The sequence below is a fragment of the Bradyrhizobium sp. LTSP885 genome (assembly GCF_000938305.1).
GTDB lineage: Bacteria > Pseudomonadota > Alphaproteobacteria > Rhizobiales > Xanthobacteraceae > Bradyrhizobium.
Map to the genome: position 1 here is coordinate 168,891 of NZ_JYMT01000035.1, position 19,368 is coordinate 188,258.

The 19,368-nt window shown below is 62.7% G+C and carries 17 protein-coding genes; 2 read left to right on the forward strand and 15 right to left on the reverse strand.

Annotated elements, in window-relative coordinates; genetic code table 11:
* The 6 genes from UP09_RS22315 to UP09_RS22340 are packed head-to-tail and all read right to left on the reverse strand — an operon-like array spanning window position 1 to window position 6,300.
* Entirely contained in the window at window positions 1–1,209 is a 1,209-nt protein-coding gene (locus UP09_RS22315) for a glycosyltransferase family 4 protein (RefSeq protein ID WP_063840155.1), read from the reverse strand.
* Window positions 1,209–2,438 carry a glycosyltransferase family 4 protein gene (locus UP09_RS22320; protein ID WP_044540422.1) on the reverse strand — a complete coding sequence of 410 codons (1,230 nt, stop codon included), beginning with the start codon at window positions 2,436–2,438 and terminating at the stop codon, window positions 1,209–1,211. Before UP09_RS22320 ends, UP09_RS22315 begins: the two co-directional genes overlap by 1 nt.
* Window positions 2,435–3,250 (reverse strand): polysaccharide deacetylase family protein, encoded by an 816-nt coding sequence (locus tag UP09_RS22325; RefSeq protein WP_052833174.1) that lies wholly within the window; start codon window positions 3,248–3,250, stop codon window positions 2,435–2,437. Before UP09_RS22325 ends, UP09_RS22320 begins: the two co-directional genes overlap by 4 nt.
* Window positions 3,243–4,565 (reverse strand): O-antigen ligase family protein, encoded by a 1,323-nt coding sequence (locus UP09_RS22330; RefSeq protein WP_044540423.1) that lies wholly within the window; start codon window positions 4,563–4,565, stop codon window positions 3,243–3,245. The genes UP09_RS22325 and UP09_RS22330 overlap by 8 nt, the downstream gene beginning before the upstream one ends.
* Entirely contained in the window at window positions 4,565–5,986 is a 1,422-nt protein-coding gene (locus UP09_RS22335; RefSeq protein ID WP_197082718.1) for a GumC family protein, read from the reverse strand. Before UP09_RS22335 ends, UP09_RS22330 begins: the two co-directional genes overlap by 1 nt.
* Before the next feature lie 20 nt (window positions 5,987–6,006).
* Window positions 6,007–6,300 carry a hypothetical protein gene (locus UP09_RS22340; RefSeq protein ID WP_156164721.1) on the reverse strand — a complete coding sequence of 98 codons (294 nt, stop codon included), beginning with the start codon at window positions 6,298–6,300 and terminating at the stop codon, window positions 6,007–6,009.
* A 567-nt stretch (window positions 6,301–6,867) separates the two neighbouring features.
* Between UP09_RS22340 and UP09_RS22345 the strand changes: the two genes are divergently transcribed.
* Entirely contained in the window at window positions 6,868–8,130 is a 1,263-nt protein-coding gene (locus UP09_RS22345; RefSeq protein ID WP_044540425.1) for a lipopolysaccharide biosynthesis protein, read from the forward strand.
* Here the strand turns inward: UP09_RS22345 and UP09_RS22350 are convergent.
* The 9 genes from UP09_RS22350 to UP09_RS22390 all read right to left on the reverse strand — a co-directional run bounded on the left by UP09_RS22350 (window position 8,127) and on the right by UP09_RS22390 (window position 18,751).
* Entirely contained in the window at window positions 8,127–9,125 is a 999-nt protein-coding gene (locus tag UP09_RS22350; RefSeq protein WP_044540426.1) for a glycosyltransferase family 2 protein, read from the reverse strand. The two genes, UP09_RS22345 and UP09_RS22350, sit on opposite strands and share 4 nt — an antisense overlap.
* A gap of 14 nt (window positions 9,126–9,139) precedes the next feature.
* Complete coding sequence (locus tag UP09_RS22355; RefSeq protein WP_052833176.1) at window positions 9,140–10,273, reverse strand: GNAT family protein; 1,134 nt, start codon at window positions 10,271–10,273, stop codon at window positions 9,140–9,142.
* A gap of 261 nt (window positions 10,274–10,534) precedes the next feature.
* On the reverse strand, window positions 10,535–10,729 hold the full coding sequence (locus UP09_RS22360) for a hypothetical protein (protein ID WP_044540427.1): 195 nt from the start codon (window positions 10,727–10,729) through the stop codon (window positions 10,535–10,537).
* A 43-nt stretch (window positions 10,730–10,772) separates the two neighbouring features.
* Complete coding sequence (locus UP09_RS22365; protein ID WP_044540428.1) at window positions 10,773–11,315, reverse strand: SCO family protein; 543 nt, start codon at window positions 11,313–11,315, stop codon at window positions 10,773–10,775.
* Window positions 11,316–11,319: 4 nt separating this feature from the next.
* The gene (locus UP09_RS22370) at window positions 11,320–13,059 is read right to left on the reverse strand and encodes a linalool dehydratase/isomerase domain-containing protein (protein WP_210166773.1); all 1,740 of its coding nucleotides are present in this window, start codon (window positions 13,057–13,059) and stop codon (window positions 11,320–11,322) included.
* Window positions 13,060–13,330: 271 nt separating this feature from the next.
* Complete coding sequence (locus UP09_RS22375; protein ID WP_052833177.1) at window positions 13,331–14,029, reverse strand: hypothetical protein; 699 nt, start codon at window positions 14,027–14,029, stop codon at window positions 13,331–13,333.
* A gap of 87 nt (window positions 14,030–14,116) precedes the next feature.
* Window positions 14,117–16,162 (reverse strand): alkaline phosphatase family protein, encoded by a 2,046-nt coding sequence (locus UP09_RS22380; RefSeq protein WP_044540429.1) that lies wholly within the window; start codon window positions 16,160–16,162, stop codon window positions 14,117–14,119.
* A 220-nt stretch (window positions 16,163–16,382) separates the two neighbouring features.
* The gene (locus tag UP09_RS22385; protein WP_044540430.1) at window positions 16,383–17,762 is read right to left on the reverse strand and encodes a cytochrome c peroxidase; all 1,380 of its coding nucleotides are present in this window, start codon (window positions 17,760–17,762) and stop codon (window positions 16,383–16,385) included.
* A complete protein-coding gene (locus UP09_RS22390) occupies window positions 17,759–18,751 on the reverse strand; it encodes an EfeM/EfeO family lipoprotein (protein ID WP_245302126.1) in 993 nt (330 codons plus the stop codon). The genes UP09_RS22385 and UP09_RS22390 overlap by 4 nt, the downstream gene beginning before the upstream one ends.
* Window positions 18,752–18,827: 76 nt before the next feature.
* Between UP09_RS22390 and UP09_RS22395 the strand changes: the two genes are divergently transcribed.
* On the forward strand, window positions 18,828–19,319 hold the full coding sequence (locus UP09_RS22395; protein WP_044540431.1) for a prepilin peptidase: 492 nt from the start codon (window positions 18,828–18,830) through the stop codon (window positions 19,317–19,319).
* The last annotated feature ends 49 nt before the right edge of the window (window positions 19,320–19,368 follow it).

A 19,368-nucleotide genomic window follows, 5' to 3' on the forward strand; every position in this document is an offset into this window, starting at 1 on the left:
TCAACCTCCAAACTCGAGATGCTTCTTGACGTTGGCCACGCTGCGAAGCGCAATGCGCGGTTTCCAAACCGGAAGTGCGCTCTCATAGACCTCGATGGTACGATCGACGATCGGGCTCCATCCAAAGGAACTCATGATCCTCGCCGCACGCTCCTCGCTGCTCTGCACGCTATCGGGAGCGGCAAGCTTCCCCTTCATCGCGTTCGCGAGAGCATCCACGTCGCCTAACGGGAAGTAGTTCTCCGCCCCGAGATCGAGCGCGAGATTCGCATCGATGTCGCTTGCCAAACACGCAGTGCCGTGGCTGAGCGCCTCGAGCAGCACGATCGGCATTCCTTCATGGCTCGACGGGAGAACGAACAGGGCCGCGTGCTGATAGAGCTGCGAAAGGGTCTCCCCGCGTTGGAAACCGGTCATCACCACACCAGGCGTCGCCGCCGCCGCCTTCTCGACCGCGCGCAGATAGCTGCCATTGTGATCAGCCGTGCCGACAATGATCAGCTTCGCATCAGGATCGTTCATGCGGGCGAACGCGTCGATCAGATCGAGTTGCCGCTTCTCCTCGACAATCCTGCCAACGCACAGGATGTATCGCTTCGGGGTCACCGCGATGTCGTCGAGGAAAGAGGTCCCGAGTTTCGGGAGATCGCTTTCGACGCCGTTCGGGATGAAAGTCGCGGCAACACCGAAATTGCGGCGGACCGCGTCGACAATGGCCTTCGACACGCCGATGTTCGCATGCGAAAACGTCATTCCCATCATTTCGCCGGCGCGCAAAACCCGCTTTGCGAACCATCCCCATTTCTGACGGTCGTAGTCGAAGCCGTGATGGGTCACGACGACACGAAGGCCGAGCAGGCGGGCGAACGGGGTCAGCAGGGCTGGCCCGATGGCCTGGATATGGACGAGATCCGGGCCCCGTTGGGCCGCGACGCACAGACCGAAGGCGGTGTGCAACAGCGCCTCGAAGCTTTTCGATCGGGGCGACCAGATCGGCGTCACGGTGACGTCTTTCCAGACGAAGGACCGCAGCGCCGGGAGATATGGCTTGCGTCCGAGCACTTCGACTTGCCAGCCGCGCTGCGCCATTCGCACCGAGAGCGCGGCGACATGGGTTTCAACCCCGCCCTGAACCTCCGGGATGCCCCGCAAGCCGAGGAAGATCACTTTTCTCCGGTCTGCTCCGCCGGCTGGTATGAAGGTGTACATCAGTTGACCACCGTGTCGTACAATTCCATCGTGCGGTCGCGGTACTTATCGGGAGAGAACTCCTGACGCACCCAATTGCGGCCGTTGGCGCCAAGCCTGTTTCGCTCAGTTCGGGACATGCCGGCGACAACGGACAAGGCATCGGCCAACATTGCGACGTTGCCCGGCTCCACCAGAACACCGGTCTCGCTGTGAACGACCAGCTCTGGAATGCCTCCGATTTGTGTGCCGATGACCGGGCGTCCGAGTGCGTAGGCCTCAAGGACGCTGACGGGTGCGTTCTCGTACCATTCAGACGGCAGAACCAGCGCACGCGCCTCTCCGATCAGCCGCTTCAGCTCCGGCTTGTCCAGATAGCCCGCGAAGACGACGTCGGCGCCGATATTTTCCGCGAGATGGCGCAAGGCCGCTTCTTCGGGGCCGGTTCCGGCCACGACCAGCCGCTGCCGTGACAGCGCGGCGGCACGTATGAGTGTGGCAAGCCCCTTCTCCGGCGCGAGCCGTCCGGCATAAACAAAGTAGTTGCCTTCGTGGCACCACGGCGTGAACTGGTTCGCGTCGATGCAGTTCGGGATGTATGCGATCCGCTTCGCATCCCAGCCCCACTCCACCAGCTTGTCGCGGTAGAAGCGGCTCGGGGTGACGAGACGGTCGATCTTGTCGCGGTAAAGTCCAAAACTGCGGTGAACCAGGGTCTCCATGAAGACCAGCCCGCTCAGCACAGCCGAGTCCTTGACGCAGCGATTCAGCAGGACGTTGTGGATTCCACCGCCGCGGCATCGCTCGCACACGCGGCCCTGATTCAGCATCTTGTAGGCAGGACACGCCAGCTTCAGGTCGTGCGCTGTCATCACGATCGGTACGCCCTCGGCCTTGAGGACTTCGAAGATCGATGGCGAGATGTGGTGGTACACATTGTGGGCATGCGCCACCGACGGCGGCGCGCGACCGATCAGGGCACGGATATTGCGGCGCGCCTCCAGCGAGAAGATGATCTTGGCAGCCTGCCTGGCCTTCGTGAGCGGCCCGCTGCTCCGGCCGTACTCGATCTCGGAGACGAAGTACTCGGACCAGGGACTCGGCAAATTGTCAGGATGCTCCATCGCGAAGGGCACGACATCCCAGCCGGCATCCGCGAACAGATCGATGTGATCGAGGAAGACGCTCTCGGCGCCGCCGCGCCGGTAGAAGTAGTTATTGATGGCCAGAAGCCGCCGCGCGCTCGTCATCGGGCGTCCTCTTTGAACCCGAACCTGTCAAGCGCCGCGTCGACGGTCAGCACGCAGCAGCCACGTTCGATCGCGTGCGCGACCAACCGCTCGAACGCAGCTGGGGTGCAGCCGTAGGGCGTCGGCGTCGGCGAAATATCGTGCGTAAAGAAGATCAGCCAGCCTGGATCGGCGACCAGCGCGTCGACCCAGCTAACCAATCCGGACACATGCGCTTCGGGTTGCCGTATCTCGACCGCCCGAAGAAAGGTCGGGTCGGTCGGGCCGCGATTGATCGCCTCGCCGCCCGCGCGGCAGGTCCGGTACGAATAGGCCAGCATGGGCCGTTTGCCGAGGCAACCGCTGTTGTAGGGATAGGCAAAATTGCGCCGCCGCGACCGCGGATCGATCGCGTTCAGGTAGCGTTGATTGCGCGCAAGGTCCGCGGCCAGAAAAGAGCGGTCGACATGCCGCAGATCCTGGTGGCCAAAGGTATGGCAGCCGATCTCGTGACCGCGCGTGATGAGTTCCTTGCAGCCGGCCGCATCGATCAGAGTGCGATCCGGCTCGACGCGGCCTGCCAGGCCACCGGAAATATAGAACGTGCCGCGCACCCGATGCGCCTCGAGGATCGTTGCGCCGGCGTGGAGCGCGGAGTCGGGCACATCGTCGAACGTGAAGGAGACGATCGGTTTCCGGATCGGGACCCGGATGACCTGCCAGGGCGTGGCCCGGATCAGCCTGTTGGTCAAACGGCCGGCGAGCCGGTCGATCGGCTTCGGCAGGCGAACCGTGCCTCCCCGCGCGCTTGGAACAATGGATGGGCTATGCATGGGCCGGCTCCCTGTGGCTCAACTCGACGTCCGGCACCCGGATCTCGTGCGCGCTCGCCTGGAGACGAAGGCCAAAGATCGCAGCGATCAGCATGAACCAGACGAGGCTGCCGGACTGGAAGTACAGGCTCTCGACGCAGGCCGAGAACACACCGTAGAGCCAGATCCGGATGAAGAAGCGGGTCAGCGCAGGATCGTTGTCCCTGGTCTCTGCCCTGGCCACATCGCGCAGCGGTAGCCAGACGAGCAGAGCCAGGGTCAGCAGGAGGCCCGGGATGCCGGTCGTGATGGCGGCATCGAGGTAGGCGTTGTGAGCATTGAAGGCACCGACCGCCCAATTCATGCCACCGCCCGCCTTGTAGACCATCTCGTCGGTCTGCCAGAACAGCTGGAAGCCGTAGCCGGTCAGCGGCTTGTCCATGACGGCGGAGGCACCAACGCGCCAAATGTCGATGCGATTGGTGAAGGTCGGATCGATCCCGAGATCAGCGACCAGCGTGCGCATCGCAGGCGAAACCGAACAGCCGATCGTAACGGTGTTGAAAACTGCGAGTGCGAGAAAGACCATCGGGATCCGGATCGCGCGCCAGCGCTCGAATATCCAGGCGACGACGAGAATGCCGGGCAACGCTGCGCTGGACGATTTGCCGCCGGTGTGGGCGAGGAACACGACCGCAAGCAGCGTGATCGCTCCGCCTGCGATGCGGCGGCCGGTGCCGTAAAGATAGAGGCCCGCGAAGCTGATCATCACCATCGCGGCGGCTGCGGAATTCTTGTGCGCAAAGTGGCCGCGCCAAAGCCCGGCATTCATCGGCTCGCGGACCTCGCTGGCCTGATGGATCGCGAGATGCGGCCACATGATGACGCCGAGATATGCGAGAGCCAGCGTACCGAGGCAGCACATCGAGAGCAGACCCGCGAACTGACGCTCCGAACGCGGCAGCAGCAGGAAAATTCCGGCGTTCACGATCGTCAGCGTCGCCAGCACGACGCGCTTGAGCCCAATGTCGGGATGCGCCGAGATCGCCGAAACGATCGCAAACCAGAGCAATGTCGCGATCAGAACGCCGCGGGGACGCACGGCGAGATGCCGTACCGGTGAGCTGAAAACGGTCAGCCAGAGGCTGGCAGTCAATCCCAGGAAGACGATCTGGTTGATCGTGCTCGACTTGTCGGCTGCCGGATCTCCGCTATCGGCCGCGGAAAGATCAATGAACGGCGTCAACGTGATCAGATAGAACAACAGCGTCGCCACGAACAGCGGTGGCCCCAGAACGCCGATACCCGAGCCCTTGCGAATGTCATCGGTCTGCATCACGCGGCTCCCTTTCTGCCGAGCCGAAACGCACCGAGATAGCCGAGGCCCGCGAGCACGGCCGCGGCAAGAAGCAGGCCGAGCGCCGCGCCCGCGGCTGCGGCGACAATCGGGCGCGGAGGCCAGGTCGGACGGAACGGAACGGCTGCGGGTGAGATCACGCGCACGTCGCTCGCGTCGGTCTGCTGTCGCTCGGCGGCCTCGCCGGCGCGCTTCAGGACGGTCTGGTAGAGCGCAGTCTTGGCGCTGGCTTCGCGCTCGAGCTCGCGCAGCTTCACCTTGGCCTGGTCGTCGACGGCCACGTTACCGCGCAAAGTGCTCGTCTCCTTGTTCAGCGTGTCGAAAGCCGCTCTGGCTTGGTCGACCGCAATACGAGCCGCGCGACGGAGCCGCTCGGTCTCGGCCTTGATCGCGTTGCTGAGGGCGCCAGCTTCGGCCAGCGCGTTCAGCAGGGCCGGATGGCGCGGACCCAGCGTCTGCGAAAGCGTCGCGATCTGGCGGCGCAAGGCCGCCTCGTCGGCGAACAGTCCGGACAACGTCTGCGACTGGACCGCACCTCCCTGCACGCCGTAGAGCGAGACCGATTGCGAAACTTCGCGGTAACGCGCCTCCGCCTCGGCCAGCCGCGCCTTGGCATCGGTCAGCTTCGCGTTCATCTGCTCCATCGAGTCGGAACTGAGCGCCTGCCCGGACTGCCCTTGCTGCAGGCCATTGGCGCGGCGGAACGCTTCGGTCTTGTCTTCGGCCTCGGTCGCCGCGGCCTTGAGCTCGTCCAGTCGGGCGACCAGTCCTTGCGCGGCCCGCCCGGATCGCTCCGCGTCCGCACGAACGACTTCTTCGCGGAACGTTTCAGCGATGGAATTCGCGAGCCGAGCCGACATCCCCGGCTGGCTCGCCCAGACCGACAGCGTCACGACGTAGGAGCGCTCCTGTCGTGTGACGCTGATCCGCTTGGCCAGCGCGCTCATGAAATCGATCTCCGACACGCCACGATCGAACAGCGCGCCGAGGTCGAACAGCCGTGGCTTGTCCGCAAATTCCGGATCGGTCTTGAGACCGAGCTTGTCGACGACACGACGCAAGACATTCCCGGACGTGATCATCCTCATCTTGCTCTCGACATCCAGGATCTGGCTGTCGCTCTGCAGGTTCGTCGCGTAGAGATCGTTCGGGGTGACCAGCAGGTTGGATGTTGCGATCGTAAGGTCCGTTATCGCGGTGAATCGGGGTGTCAGGAGCTGCGTGAGCCCGACGCCTGCGATTGCGCCGGCGAGAATCGCAATCAGGATCCATAGCCAGCCGCGCAGCACCCAGCCTGCGACCTGGAATGCATCGATCGCGATGCCAGGCGCGGCAATCGCTACTGCCGCCCCTCGATGGGAAAGCCCGTCATCGCGTTGCGTCTTGCTGGTATCGGTCACGGTGTACATCTCGATCGACTTCAATGGGAGGGGACATTCGCGCCGGGTCGTCCGGCAAAGTCGCAGCCGCGCGAGCCGCCGAGAATTTCGGCGAGAGTCTTGCTGTTTGTCGGATTGATCGGAGCGATCGCCGGTATGCTGGGCTTGCGACCACGGGATGCGCTCACGCTGTCGAGTGCGATAATGCACAGGTCGGAAGCAATCATCGTGATCTCGATCACGATATCGTCGACGAGCGAGTCATTGCGCAGATCTACGGCAGGAATCGACGAAGCGCGGATAACAGCGAGCGGCACATTTGCGATGTGCATCATGACGGCCTCCATTTTCTCTTTTGCCCAAACATCGATTTTGTTTGGTGTGGCCGCACTATCCTCCTCTCGCCGATGCAGACAACTTTAAGTGGATCTTAGTGTTAACCGTGTTATCAACATCGTTGATGACATCATTTATGGTGATGCCTCCATCAGCATTTATGCCGACGATCAATTCGTTCGACCGTTGATTGAGTTGTCGCGCGTCCATCCGCTCGCAACAGACGAATGATTGTGATTTTTCTTTGCGCGACTCGTTGCGACAAACTCAACAGATCGCTGCGTAATTTCCACGTGCACACGTCATCGACGACGACGATCGACAACAATCGGTGCATCGTTCGCAAGTCATGCAATTGCGTGGTCGCCGATCGCGCAGACGTCAGTGAAAGGCGTCGTCGAGACTGTCGTCCGACGTTAACGCCAATTTCGAAGAGCGTTGCGCGCGCGATATCAACTGCATGCAGGCCTGATAATGTTGCCTCGTGTGATCCGCCGACAACGAGGACCGCTAGACCAGTGCTACACCTGAAAGCTGTTAGCCGAACAATCTCGACGGCCACTCCGATGATCGTGAGCTATCTGCTCTCAAGCGGATCCCTGGCCTCGGCCAGTCTTGCCCAGCTTGTGACGTTCGCGATTCTGGCGCGCGCGCTCGGGCCGGCCGAGTTTGGCCTGTTCGTGCAGATCACTGCCGTGACCGCTATTGCGGTTCAGATCTGCGGTCTCGGCGCTTCGGACTGCCTGCTTCGCAGGGTCTCGCGCGAACCCGGAAGTTATCCGAGCCTTCTCGGCCACAACCTTCTTCTGATCGGCTTCACCGGACTCCTCATCGTGTTCGGCGGCGTTACGGCGATGTCGTCCTGGCCTCACATCGATACCGACGTCTCGACCATTGCCATGCTGTTTGTCGGCAACGTCGTGCTGGTCCGGGTCATCCTTCTGGTCGAGACCGTATTCCTCAGTCTCGGCGAGGTCCGCTCTGCAAATCGCTCGGTAGTCGGCTTTGCTCTCATGCGCATGGCCACGGCGGCCATCGCCTGCATCGTCTTCGGCGCGTCGAGCCTGTCGGAATGGGCGATTTGGCAATTCTGCGGCCACCTGCTCTACACTTTGGTCGCCGCGGCGTGGCTGCGGCCACTCGGCCGGCCCCGCTTCGTGATCCTGCGCGAGGAATTGCGCCTCGGTATTCTCTTCAGCTCGCAGTTCGTGGTGCGGGCGGTCCGATCCAACGTCGACTTGTTCGTGATCGGCATGCTTGCGCCGGTCGAGACGGTCGGCAGCTACGGCGTGGCGCGACGCATCATGGACAGCAGCTATCTCTCGATCGACGCCTTCAACCGGCTGGTCTATCCGCGCTTCGCCCGCGCGAGCCGCGACGGCCTCTATTTGGCGCTGCCCGCAGCGAAGCGCTCCCTCGGCGCCGCGCTGGCGCTTGGCATCGCGACGTTTCTCGTCCTGTTCGTGCTGGCGCCCTATCTTCCGCTGCTGTTCGGCCGGGACTATCACGATCTGACGTTCTTCGTGCGCTGCCTTTCGGGCACGATTGTCCTCGTCGGCGCCTGGGCGGTGGCGGTCGACCTGTTGGGCGCATCCGGGCGACAGGGCGCGCGGGCCCTTATCCTGAACAGCACCAACATCCTGGGCAGCGGTCTTATCGCAGCAGCCACGTGGTTCGCCGCACCAATCGGTACGTTCGTCGCACTCTATGTCATCGAGGGATCCGTCGTCATTTCCGCGTGGCTGGTTCTGCTCGAGCTCTCGCGCCGGAGCCGCCAGGACGCGGCAGCGCCCACCGCTCGCGTGTTGTCAGAGCCGCTCTCCCCTTAGGGAGCGTCGTGCACGACCCGGCTGTCGATCCAGGCCGCAGGCGCCTGCCTTCTGTGGAAGAAGCCAAGCGGCAACGCCGCGGCGTGGAAGAACCACGCGACGACTGCGTAGAGGCCAAGCGACAGGCTTCGCTGCCGCAGGCTCATCAGCCCGATGACGCCGGCGATCAGACCGGCATCGATCGCGAGTCCCAAAGCGGGGGTCGCTGTCGCGAACGGCAGCGCGACCATCGCGATCAGCCAGACATAGACCGCAGCCCAAAGCTTCAGCTCGGGCAGATCCTGAATCAGTTGCTTCCATTGCGGCTTGCCGAACGCCGCCCGCAGCAACTCGCCGATTCCTCGCAAGTAGCCCGATTTCCAACGCCGGACGAGAAGTGCATAGGCGTTGAGCGCGTGTCCGAAATGGCGGACGAACGGACGGTCGAGACGATGCAGGGTCCAGCCTCGCGCCCGCAATCTCACGCCAAGATCGAACTCCTCATAGCCGTGCAGATTGCGGTCCGACAGATATCCGGCCTGCTCGACGGCCTCCCTCCGATAGAGTCCGCCGCCATTCATGCGATCGATCGCCCCGATCCGGTTCTCCGGCGAAATCCTGCGGCCGCGCCGCACATATTCGAGGCTCGTATCGTTCATCTCCTCGACATGGCCGGTCACGCCGGCCGCGTCGGGATTGGCCGCGAGATAGGCGAGCGCTTCGGGCAGGAAGTCCGGATCGAGCAACATGTCGCCGTCCATCAGGCAGATGAACGGCTCACGGCTGTACTGGAAGCCGAGTTGCGGACCGATCCCGCAGCTCGGACGGATCGCCGGTTCGAGCTGAACGACGCGGGCCTGATAATTCGCCGCAACGGCGAGCGTATCGTCGCGCGAACCGCCGTCGGCCACGATGACCTCGCCACCGATCCCTCCGAGCGCAGCCAGCACGCTCTCGATCGCGGGGCCGATCCTCGCCCCCTCGTTCAACGTCTTGAGGATGACCGATACCGCCATCGCAACCGCCCGCCTTAGTAGAAATCAGACATGAGCCGGCTCCAGTCCTCGCCGGCGAGGCCACCGACATAGACATCACCGCGCGCGACAGCGTCGCTCACTTCCGGCAACCGTGTCAGCACCATGACGAAGGCCTTGTGCCGGAAGACAAGCCAGCGCTGAAGCGCGAGCCCAGCCATCAGCGCGGGCTGCGCACGACCGCGGGCTTCCACATGGCCGGCGCGGTCGAGATCGCGAAACATCGCGTCCAGCACGGCGGTCTCCTGACCGGGCAGTGACAGGATATTGAGAACATGCGCAGTCCGCCCCGGCGCCGCATAATAGACGAAGCAACCGATGATCGCACCGGTGCGGTCTTCGACCGCGCGGATCGTGAACGCGCCGAGCGTGGTGTTCTGCGCGGCCAGGGACACCAGCCATGAGAGCTCGTCCTCTGACCACAAAGGTCGCACCGCGAAGTGAGCGACGAGCCGGGGCGCATGCTCGAGGAAGGCCAAGACAGACATCTCCGTCACCTTCGGACCGGCCGGGTCGGCGGCGTCCTTTCCGGCGAGCCGGCGGCGCAACAGAGCGTCAACGGGACGTGCGAGAGCTGCGAGACCGGGGTCCCTGCGGCGCAGCAGGCGCTCTACGAGACGCTGGGCCAAGGCACCCAGAGGACGGAAGCTGCGCGACCATTCGAGGTTCTGTACGGTGATCGGCTTTCCGCCAATTGCCAGCAGATGGCTGCAACTCGTCGGCGAAGCGCTGTCGCAGAAGGAGAAGTCGGCGCGCTTGGGCCGCAAGGCAAGGATGAGCTGCGCCGCGCCGGCGGCTTCGGCGTTGGTCATGAAGACACCGAGAAGCCGCCCGGGCACAACATTTCCGCAGACGACGAAACGCATCGGGACGGCGAGTAGCGCGCTGCGGATGCGCCCGTCCTGCTGCTCGTAGACGTTTGTGCCCGCCACCTCGCCGTAGGACGGAGACCCCAGGGTCAACGCACGCAGATAGTCTTCAAGATCCGGCCCCGCCGGCTTGTCGGTCTCCCTGAATATCTGGAGGAATAGCCGAGCGACCGCGGGCACGTCCGCGGCGGTCATTGGCCTGACGGCGCCCTTCCGCTTGGCGCGCACATCAACCGGCGTTTGTGCCTCGAGTTGCGACATCTGTTGAATTCAGCATGCTCGGCTAGTTAATCTCTCGTCCGATCGTAACGGCATCGTCAAACGTCAGTATCGATGGTGTTCAAATCTCGATGACCTTGTCCCAGATCACGCCAGTCTCATGGTGCGCTCGGGCGGTCTTCGTACTGGCACGACAAACCGATGTCTCTGTCCGATTGCGCCGTATGGGCGCTCTTCGTTGTCGCGTCTGCGCCAACCCTCCAACTTCAAGCTTGTGTCGTCAAGAACATCAACTTGTGGAGGTTAATGCGCCTCGGCTCGAAGCCGACGGCGGCGCGCCGGGAGCTTCGGCCAGCGGAACTCGTCATCGCGGATCGCGCGCATCGGGCTCCGGATGCGAATGTGGTCCGGCGTGGTCGCGGTGCGCAGATCTTGCCCGGCCTTGAGCAGCGGAACGCGATCCGCCGGGTCTTCGCTCAGGCGCGCGGCCAGCGTCACTCCAGCGAAACCTCCGCCGATGATGATCGTGTCGTATTCGTGTTCAATCGCGTCGGGTCACTTCCGCTGGCGTATAATTCTTGAGATGGCTGCCGAGACGCGCGATCAAGTCGCTCACCTCGATCGCGTCGTTGAAATGCGCGACGACGACGCCTTCGGGATCCAGAAGATAGGTAATCGCGGTGTGCGGCACGTCGTAGCCGCCGTCATCAGGAGACGGGGCGCCGCGTCTGGCGAAGACGCGGAAATTGCGCTTGGCATCGTCGATCTGTGCCCGCGATCCCGTCAATCCGAGAATTGACGGATACGCCCGCAGGTAGTCGCGCATCACCTGCGGATTGTCGCGATCCGGATCGACCGTGATGTACAATGCCGCGAGCCGGACAGAGATTTCGCCGAGTGCGTTCAGCGCAGCGGAGAGCTTCGTCAGTGCCCGCGGGCACACGACCCGGCAATGTGTGAAGCCGAAGAAAACCAGCACGAAGCTGCCGCGGAAGCTCCCGGCGTCAACATCGCGGCCGTTATGGTCCGTCAACTGGAATGTACCAAGGATCGCCGGCGGTTCGGTGGAAGGCGGGACTTGCATGCGATCACGCTTCAAACGTCATGACGTAGGCTCCGGGACCCGCATCGAGATGCCTGAGCCGGAGACCGTCTTCGGTGGGCTGAAAGTCGACGTCGCCGCTCGTTTTACCGGGCAAGTCCGACTCTCCGCGAGCGATCACCGTGCCATCACGATGCAGGCTCCAGCGGCCGCGCGATCGCAAATTGCCGAGCACCACCTCGCCGTTGGACGCAACGCCCCGTCCATCCAGGGAAAATTCCAGCCGGTTGGCAACCGCGTCGAACCATGCCTTCGACACATCGAGATCGTCAGACACGCGCGTTAGCGCTGGCTCGGCGAAGCGCGACGCGTCCCAAGGTTCGTTATAGAATCGCCACAAGCCATCGGGAATGTTCAGCCTTGCGTATCCCACCAGCACGTTGCCGGACATCGGTTCGATCATGGTGGCGTTTCCGTCCGCGTCGGTCGCGGCGTCGTTGCGCGGGTAGTGCAGACCGCCATCGCTCCAGCGCGGCGACATGTGCCGATCGGCGTGTTTGAGCAGGCCACGCAGCGTCGTGTCGTCGCCCATCTCGGACGCCCATGCGGCCATCCATCCGAAATCGCAACTGTCGCTGACGATGGTCTGCCCCATGACGAGGGGGCGCTCGCCGGTGATCACCGAGAATTCGCCGTCCGACCCGGGCTTGAGGAAATCCTTCGCCTGGCCGGCGTAGTGCGCGTGCACGAAATCGCGGTTCCACATGTTCATCAGCGCTCCGCACCAGGCGTCGACCCATACGGCCTTGCCGATGTTCGGCCGCACCACCTTGGTGTCCTGGGCGAGCATGATGTTGTAGTGGCCGTTGTCGCCGATCCTCCCGAAATCCTTCCAGGCCTGTTCGTACCCGCTGACGACATCGGTGGCGATCGATCCGCCGTAGACGAGGTCGTGGAGCCGGAAGCCGAGGATCGCCGGCTGATTGCAGATCTGGAACGTGCAGTTCGGTTCGCAGGCGACGCCCAGATATCCGCTCTCAACCATCTGCCAGTAGAGATGCGCATTGAGTGACTTCTCATCATAGACGAAACGCTTCTCCTCGCCGCCCCAGAAATAGGACCAGAACCGGAGTGTGAGCGCGCCAGGCTGCGCATAGCGGTCGTCGTCGAACAGATAGTGGTACATCAGCGCCATCGACTGCAGGTATGCGCTGTACATGATGTTGTCGCGGATGACCGGGTCCCACTGCTCGACATACAAGGAGCTGAGATGCGCGTTGAAGATGCTGCCGCCCCGGCTGACGTCGCGCCAATACATCCACACTTCGGGAAGCAGCATCTTGCCGATCAACCGCTCGAAGATCGGCTTGAACACACCCGGTGCGGCGGGCAGTCTGTGCCGGTGCGTGAGAGCGAGTGCATAAGCCATGTAAGCCAGCTGGAATCGGTAACCGCCAAAGTCCTCCTGCCCGTACCCCTTGCCCTTCATCAGGTCCCATTGGTTCGGCGGTTGACGGGACAGATTCGCGAAATGCCTGAGATGGCCGATCTGAAGGCGGTCAAGGCCTGCCGCGGGATGGGGCGAGCCGCCGGGATTGTTCATCGATTCGTCCTTCCTGACCGTCGCTTGCGACGTTTTCGCTTGGCCGTCATCGCGGCGCGGCGCGGCGGTCCTCATTTCTAGCGGTATCGCCGATGGCCCGTACAGCGTCAAATTCCACATTGAGTTCCGTCGCAGCCACCGACGGCCATGAAGCCGGGACGCGACTTGACGGGCGGCCCCCACGCGACGCGAGCGACAACACACCCCGACGGGCAACTCACCAAAAACATGTCAAGCGCGCGCGGCAAAGCCGGGTTGTTTCCGGTTACACCTGTGGTCCTACCCCGGTGCTTTTTGTTGCACCGGGCCCATGGGTGCAATCGACACCCGGCTTTCCCTGCGCCCTCTACTTCATAAGGGGGCAAACGAAATGCAAAGCTCGGACAATTATGTCGCGAGAGCGCGGAAGTATGGCTACCAACGAAGTATGGCTACCAACCGCGCGCCAGTCGAGTTAACGTTGCGGCTTGTCTTTCTGGTCCGCAACCCAGACGTCGCTCTGCTTGATCTGTTCGATCAGCGCCTCCGGGCTGAACTTCCGAAAGCCCGCCGGCAGTTCGAACGACGATGCGGACTGCGGTTCGTCTCTGATATTCTCGACCGCAATGACCGTCCCGTCCTCACGCTTGATCCGCAGCGGGATCCTTCGCTCTCGATCGACCCAGCCGAAAAACGCCGGTCCTGCTCCGACGACAACGTGAAAGACAGCCGTAGTGCGGCCCTGGATCATCTCCTCGCCCGTCCGCTCGCAGTGCCAATCACCGTTATCTGCCAGTCCGGCGAGATGCGCCATCGCCTGCCACTGCCGGCACGGCTCGTCGGGATCAACAGGAACCAACAACCGGGTGAGTTGGCTCGACTGCCGGGCATCCATATAGATCCCTGCGCCGGGCCGCACGAAATAGGCCGACGGTTTTGCCGCATCGACCAGGAAGAAGCCATCGGCAAATTCTGGCGTTTCTATCCTGATCTTGCCGTCGAGAAGGCGCAACCGTCCCGCCGGCGTTGTCGCGGCATCACGCTGCACGACGATATCGGCGGAGAATTGCTGCGCCCGTGCCGCACCCAAGCCGCCCAGGATGGCCACGCCGAACGCCACAACCCAGAACCGCACCGTCCGATACAGGGGAGCCAAGATCGCGCTCTCGATCATTTCCAGCATCTCAACCAGGGAAAAGCGACGCCGACCGGACCGCGGGGTCCGATCGGCGCCATTTTGCGGGATCACGTGAGGTCCCGATTACTCGAGATAGGAGATATCCGAGCGCTTTTCGAAGTCGAACGCGTCGAACATGTCAGCGAGCGCCGGGCTGTTGGTCGGCACATACTGGTTGCCCCTTGCGTAAGTCGGGTTCGGCAGGTTGTCGCGGCTGCGGTTCGTGAGCGGCTTGAGGTCCCAGTTGCGCTCGATGAACTTCAGCAGCGACGCGTGGTCACCGTAGTTATGGTAGATTTTGCCGCCGGTCGAATAGGGCGACAGGATCAGGATCGGCAAGCGCGGTCCGTCACCGAAGAAATCGATCGACTGGATGTAGCCCGAGTCCCAGTAACCGCCGGCCTCGTCCCAGGTGATGAACACAGCCGTCTCCGCCTTCAGCTTCGGATTGGCTTCGAGCGCACTGAGGACGTTGGTGACATAGGCTTCGAACAGATCGACCTTCGAGCTCTGCGGATGACCGTCAAGCAGGCCATCCGGTTTGCCGAACGCCACCGAAGGCAGCTCGTTTTTCTCGATCGCCGTGATCAGATCGGCGGTGTCCTTGACATGCGCCGTCCGTACCGTCGGGTCGGCCATGATCGAGGTCGCGTATTGGAACGGGTTGCAGATCTGGCAGTAGGCCACGCCGAGCGCGTGAGCCGGATCCGCAAGAGCCGCGGCGCTCAGGTTCGGGTTGGCCGCATTCGCGGCCACCGCTGCGTTCGAGAGCGCAACGGCGTCGTTATACGCGCCACCATAGTAGGTCCACGAAACCTTCTTCTCGATCAAGGCGTCGCCGATCGTCCTGACCGACGATGGCGGGAGGTTGCTGCCACCCGAGAGCGCGCCGTTGGGCAGGAAGCCCGGGTTGGTGTTGTTGAGCATGTAATAGTGGTTCGGCTTGCAGTTCGGTTCCGCCGCGTAGGGCAGCGCCTCGAGGTAGCTGACGATCGGCTTGACGCCCGGCTGGCTGAAGTCGCCGCAATTGCTGAAATTGCCGTCAACTGTGTATCTGTTGACGGTGCCCGCGACCGGATTCGGATTCGCAATCAAGCTCGCCGGTGGCGTGACCGGGTTGCCCTTGCCGTCGCTCCAGAAGCCTGCATCGCCAGTGCCGAGCAGGAAGTGGTTGGCGCCAGTGCCGCCATGGAACGACTGATGGAAATTGTCGCCCAGGGTGAAGCGGTCAGCCAACGTCTTCAGGACCGGAGCCTGCCCCTGCTCGACGTTGTAGAAGCCCATCTCATTGCCCTGGCTCTTGTTGCTCGCCGAGTAGGTCGCCATGACATGGGGGAACAGATCGTTCAGGCAGCCCGAGTTGTTGCTCTTCGAGGCGGTCGCCGCGCTGCAATCCTCCTGTTGCCAGTCCTGGTAGAAGCGGTGGGTCGTGTCACCGGTGTAGTCGTCATCGCTGATATTGGCTCCCTGCAGCAGGAACGGTCCGGCGAGGCTGCCGGCGCCCGGAACACGGCTATCGAGAACGCCCTGCGGCAGACCGGAGGCGCCGGTCGTCAGGATGTCGAGGTCGCCCTTGTCCATGTCCTTCTCGACGCCAGCTTCCGCGATCGTCTTGAACGGGGCGCCGGTGTCGCTCTGTGCCTGCGGAGTGCCATTGGTGTTGGGCTGCGGCATCAGGTTGGCCGGGTTATAAGGTGTCTTCGCGATCGCCGGAGCACTGACATAGTAGGACGGCTGGCCCGCAGCCGAGAACTGCTGCGCCTTGGCAAAGTTCGGGCCGGGCGAGCCGTCCTCGTTGACGATGCCCTTCGACAGCAGGTTCGAGATGGTCTCACCCCGGCCCTTCGGCTTGTAGACGCCGAACGTGTGATCGAGACCGCGATTCTCACCGATCAGGACGATGACGTGCTTGATCGGAGACGCGGTCTTCACGTTGCTGGCCGGATCGTGGTCCTTGTTGTGTTCGCCGCGCTCGGCGTTATCAGCGTCGTGATGATGCGCATGCGAGCGCTTGTCCCAATCGCTGTGGCCGCCAAAATTCGCGGCGTAAGCAGCTGTGGTCACGACGATCGTGGAAGCAATGCAGATCGCGGTGGTGGTTCGCCAGCGATCTCTCGAGTTGAAGGGCATATCGACTCCAAACGGTTGTTGTTGTTAGCGCCGCCGGTAACTAGTGCATCAACATGACGCAGACATATCGCTGCGATGAAACGACGCACGACGCGCGCGATGATCTCCGATTTTTTCTCGATGCTCGCGCGCGCCGAAACAGTCGACGAGTCACGCGCGCGCCTTCCGTCGCCGGCGATGTGCCGGCATGACGGAAAGCGGCGCGCCTGTTCGATGCGCGTTAGCGAGCCACGCGCCTTGATTGCAGGACTTGACGAAGGGCCATGTAGTGCTGGTCATGCACGGAGGGATTGAAGAGCGACCATTGCTCAGCGCCAGCCAGCAGCGAAGGCACGGCAGCAGCCATGAGATAGCGATAGTTCCTGTAGTCGGCGGCGGCGTCCGCGGTTCGCCCATCGCCGACTTCAATCTCGATCCGCCGCAGCAGCAAGACAACCTCCTTGAGCGCCCCGCGTGCGTTCATCCGCTCCTCGCCGCCGCCCGAGACGCTGGTGTTCTTGCGATCGGGATATTGCTCCGTCAGCTCACGCAACTCGCCGCCGATGGTCTCGACGGCCAAACCAACGACATCCTTGTCGCCGGCGGGAATCGCGGTCCCCAGCACGGTTGCAAAGTCGTTGATCTCCTTCAGCGAAGCGGCAGCGCCTTCATGTTCATAAGGCTGCGTGCCATCTCCCACGGCGGTGAGGTAAGCCGCCAGATCCTTCCGGTCCTGCGCCGTCAGGCCAAGTGCGAACACCGAATCAAAATGCGCCACCACCTGATCGTAGCTATCGAAGCGACCGTCATGAAAGTATGGCGCATTGAAATCGGCGTTGCGCAGCGTCGGCGTCTTGAACAGACCGCCCGATCCCACGTCATGCTGCCTGTGATCGACGAACGAGCCCGACGGAACATGGCATCCGGCGCAGCTCATCCCGGGATCGTGCGGAAACGGCTTTGCGAACAGCGCTTCGCCGCGCCGCTCCGATTCGCTGATCTTTCCGATCAGCCTCCCGCCCGGACCGAGGCTCGGATTGGGCAGGAAATCGATATCCTGAAGATAGGCGACAATGGCGTCGACAATCACCGGCGACGGCTCGGATCCGGCAAACTCGTTGACGATGACGTTGCGAACGAAGTCGTGCAGCGAGGCCATGCGACCGTCGGCGCCATAAGGCGCCAGATAGCGCGCGCCGCGCAGGCTCGGGATTCGCACGGGGTCCAGCACGCCATTGTCCGCCTTCGGATTGAACAGCGGCCCGGTCGTGTCGAAATTGCCCGGGCGCGTCGACATCCTGGGCATGAAGAATTTGGCGTTGCCGGCACCGTTGACGTGGCAGGTGCCGCAACTCATTCCGGCCTGCTGCGCGACGCCACCAAGGATCGACGGAGAACTGAACGCCAGATTGCCGAGATTGACCAGATACGATTTGCTGCCCGAGATATCGGAGCGAAACACCTCGCGTGGCCGATCGAGCGCGTCCTCGTTCAGCTCGGTGCTGACGGGCAAGGCCGTCTGGTCACCATCGACCGGAAAGGCCATCGCGACGCGTCCATGCGAGGAGACAACAACGAGGCCGAATGCGGCCGCGGTGATGCAAAGACGAAGGAAATTCATCGCGATTGAGCCTCCAGCGTCGGCCGCTGCAATCCCAGCTTCAGCGACGCGGCCTGCAGCGCGACCACCAGCTCTTCGCTGGCGCGTCGCAGCGCGCGAACATCGACATGCGGCAGATCGGGGGCCGCGACAATGATCTTGAGCTGCTCGATGCGCTCCGTCACCTGCTTCGCGACCCTCGCGTCTGTTACCTTGAGGGCATCGGCAAAGATGGTCCGATAGGCAAAGTCGATGCCCACGACATTGTTGCGCATGTCGCCAAGCGAGGTGCCGCTGATCCGGGATTCACCGCCATCCGCCTTGCTCTCCCCCACCTCGTAGGCAAGTCGCACGGTACCGTCGAGCAGCCCTTGCGGCGTCAACGGTATGGTGGCCAGCTTCCGGTGGAGCTCGCCGAGATTCTTGATCAGAACATCGGTATCGTTCTCGACATCGGTCCGGCCGGCACCGAACAATTTAGCCTCGATGGCGTGGAACCCGCTATCAGCATTGGGCCAGGCATCAATCAGCGTATCGAGCTCAGGAACAAAGCCGGCCGTGAAGACCTCCGAGCGCTCCCAGCCGCCACGGGCCGAGAGCCAGGCCTTCTTTGCTCCCGCCAGATCCTTCGCGGAGACATGCTCCCGCAATTCCTTGATGCCAGCCAGCGCCGACCCGATTCCCGCGATCATGTACGGGCGATAGCGCTCGGCCGCATCGTCGAGCGGAGTGCCACTTGCCCGCCCCATGCCACTCGCAATGGCGAACGCAACAAGGCACGGCACCACGCTTTTCTTCATCGATACCCCCAAGGTCGCGGAGTGCAGCGTCGTCCGCGACGCCGCGTCCAACGGTCGCAGCAATATTGTCGGCGTGTTATGCCGTTTTGTGACGGTATCGCTTTGCTTCCGGACTTCTCCGTAAATAACAACATTTTTCTGCCGAGCAATCTTCTCAAGCGCCATCAGGAGAAACACGCACGCGCGTCGATGACAAAATAATTTCTTCAAGCAAAATTCATACTCTCGCGATGACGCCAGATGTGGTTGATCGGCGCCGGGCTTCCACCCTTCTTCAGAGAACGATATGACGGCCGACACCACACCGCCTCTGTTCGCAGCATTCTTCGCAGCGCTGAGCCTGCTATGCGGCAGCCTTGCGCTGATCGATCTTCGCCGCGGCATTATTCCGGATGCGCTCAACCTTGCGGTCGGCGCCCTTGGTCTGGCCAAGACCGTCATCGCAAGCGGCGCCATGGCAGGCGTCGAGACCGCCGCAGAGGCGATCGTCGTCGGAGCTATTTTTTGGCTATTTCGTCAGCTCTATTTCGCTGTGAGGAAGATTCAAGGACTCGGGCTCGGCGACGTCAAATTTCTCGCGGCAGCCACGCCGTGGGTCGGCCTCACAGGCATTCCCGTGCTGATCCTGATCGCCGCGCTCTCGGCGCTGATCGCGATCGGCGGCGCGCGACTGGCCGGACAAAACCTGACGCGGCAGACCTCGCTGCCGTTCGGTCCATTCCTCGCCCTTGGCCTGCTGTCGGCCGTAGCCGCACAGCAATGGTTTGGCTTCAACTAAAAGTCCGCCGACTCTTGGCCGGCGGACTCGTCATGTCACCAATGAAGGT

What these genes read in the sequence shown, in the direction of transcription:
- UP09_RS22385 (WP_044540430.1), bottom strand. Translation starts at nt 17,762, where the DNA reads ATGAATTTCCTTCGTCTTTGCATCACCGCGGCCGCATTCGGCCTCGTT.
- UP09_RS22345 (WP_044540425.1), top strand. Translation starts at nt 6,868, where the DNA reads ATGATCGTGAGCTATCTGCTCTCAAGCGGATCCCTGGCCTCGGCCAGT.
- UP09_RS22365 (WP_044540428.1), bottom strand. Translation starts at nt 11,315, where the DNA reads ATGCAAGTCCCGCCTTCCACCGAACCGCCGGCGATCCTTGGTACATTC.
- UP09_RS22315 (WP_063840155.1), bottom strand. Translation starts at nt 1,209, where the DNA reads ATGTACACCTTCATACCAGCCGGCGGAGCAGACCGGAGAAAAGTGATC.
- UP09_RS22380 (WP_044540429.1), bottom strand. Translation starts at nt 16,162, where the DNA reads ATGCCCTTCAACTCGAGAGATCGCTGGCGAACCACCACCGCGATCTGC.
- UP09_RS22325 (WP_052833174.1), bottom strand. Translation starts at nt 3,250, where the DNA reads ATGCATAGCCCATCCATTGTTCCAAGCGCGCGGGGAGGCACGGTTCGC.
- UP09_RS22320 (WP_044540422.1), bottom strand. Translation starts at nt 2,438, where the DNA reads ATGACGAGCGCGCGGCGGCTTCTGGCCATCAATAACTACTTCTACCGG.
- UP09_RS22395 (WP_044540431.1), top strand. Translation starts at nt 18,828, where the DNA reads ATGACGGCCGACACCACACCGCCTCTGTTCGCAGCATTCTTCGCAGCG.
- UP09_RS22375 (WP_052833177.1), bottom strand. Translation starts at nt 14,029, where the DNA reads ATGATCGAGAGCGCGATCTTGGCTCCCCTGTATCGGACGGTGCGGTTC.
- UP09_RS22330 (WP_044540423.1), bottom strand. Translation starts at nt 4,565, where the DNA reads ATGCAGACCGATGACATTCGCAAGGGCTCGGGTATCGGCGTTCTGGGG.
- UP09_RS22340 (WP_156164721.1), bottom strand. Translation starts at nt 6,300, where the DNA reads ATGATGCACATCGCAAATGTGCCGCTCGCTGTTATCCGCGCTTCGTCG.
- UP09_RS22355 (WP_052833176.1), bottom strand. Translation starts at nt 10,273, where the DNA reads ATGTCGCAACTCGAGGCACAAACGCCGGTTGATGTGCGCGCCAAGCGG.
- UP09_RS22350 (WP_044540426.1), bottom strand. Translation starts at nt 9,125, where the DNA reads ATGGCGGTATCGGTCATCCTCAAGACGTTGAACGAGGGGGCGAGGATC.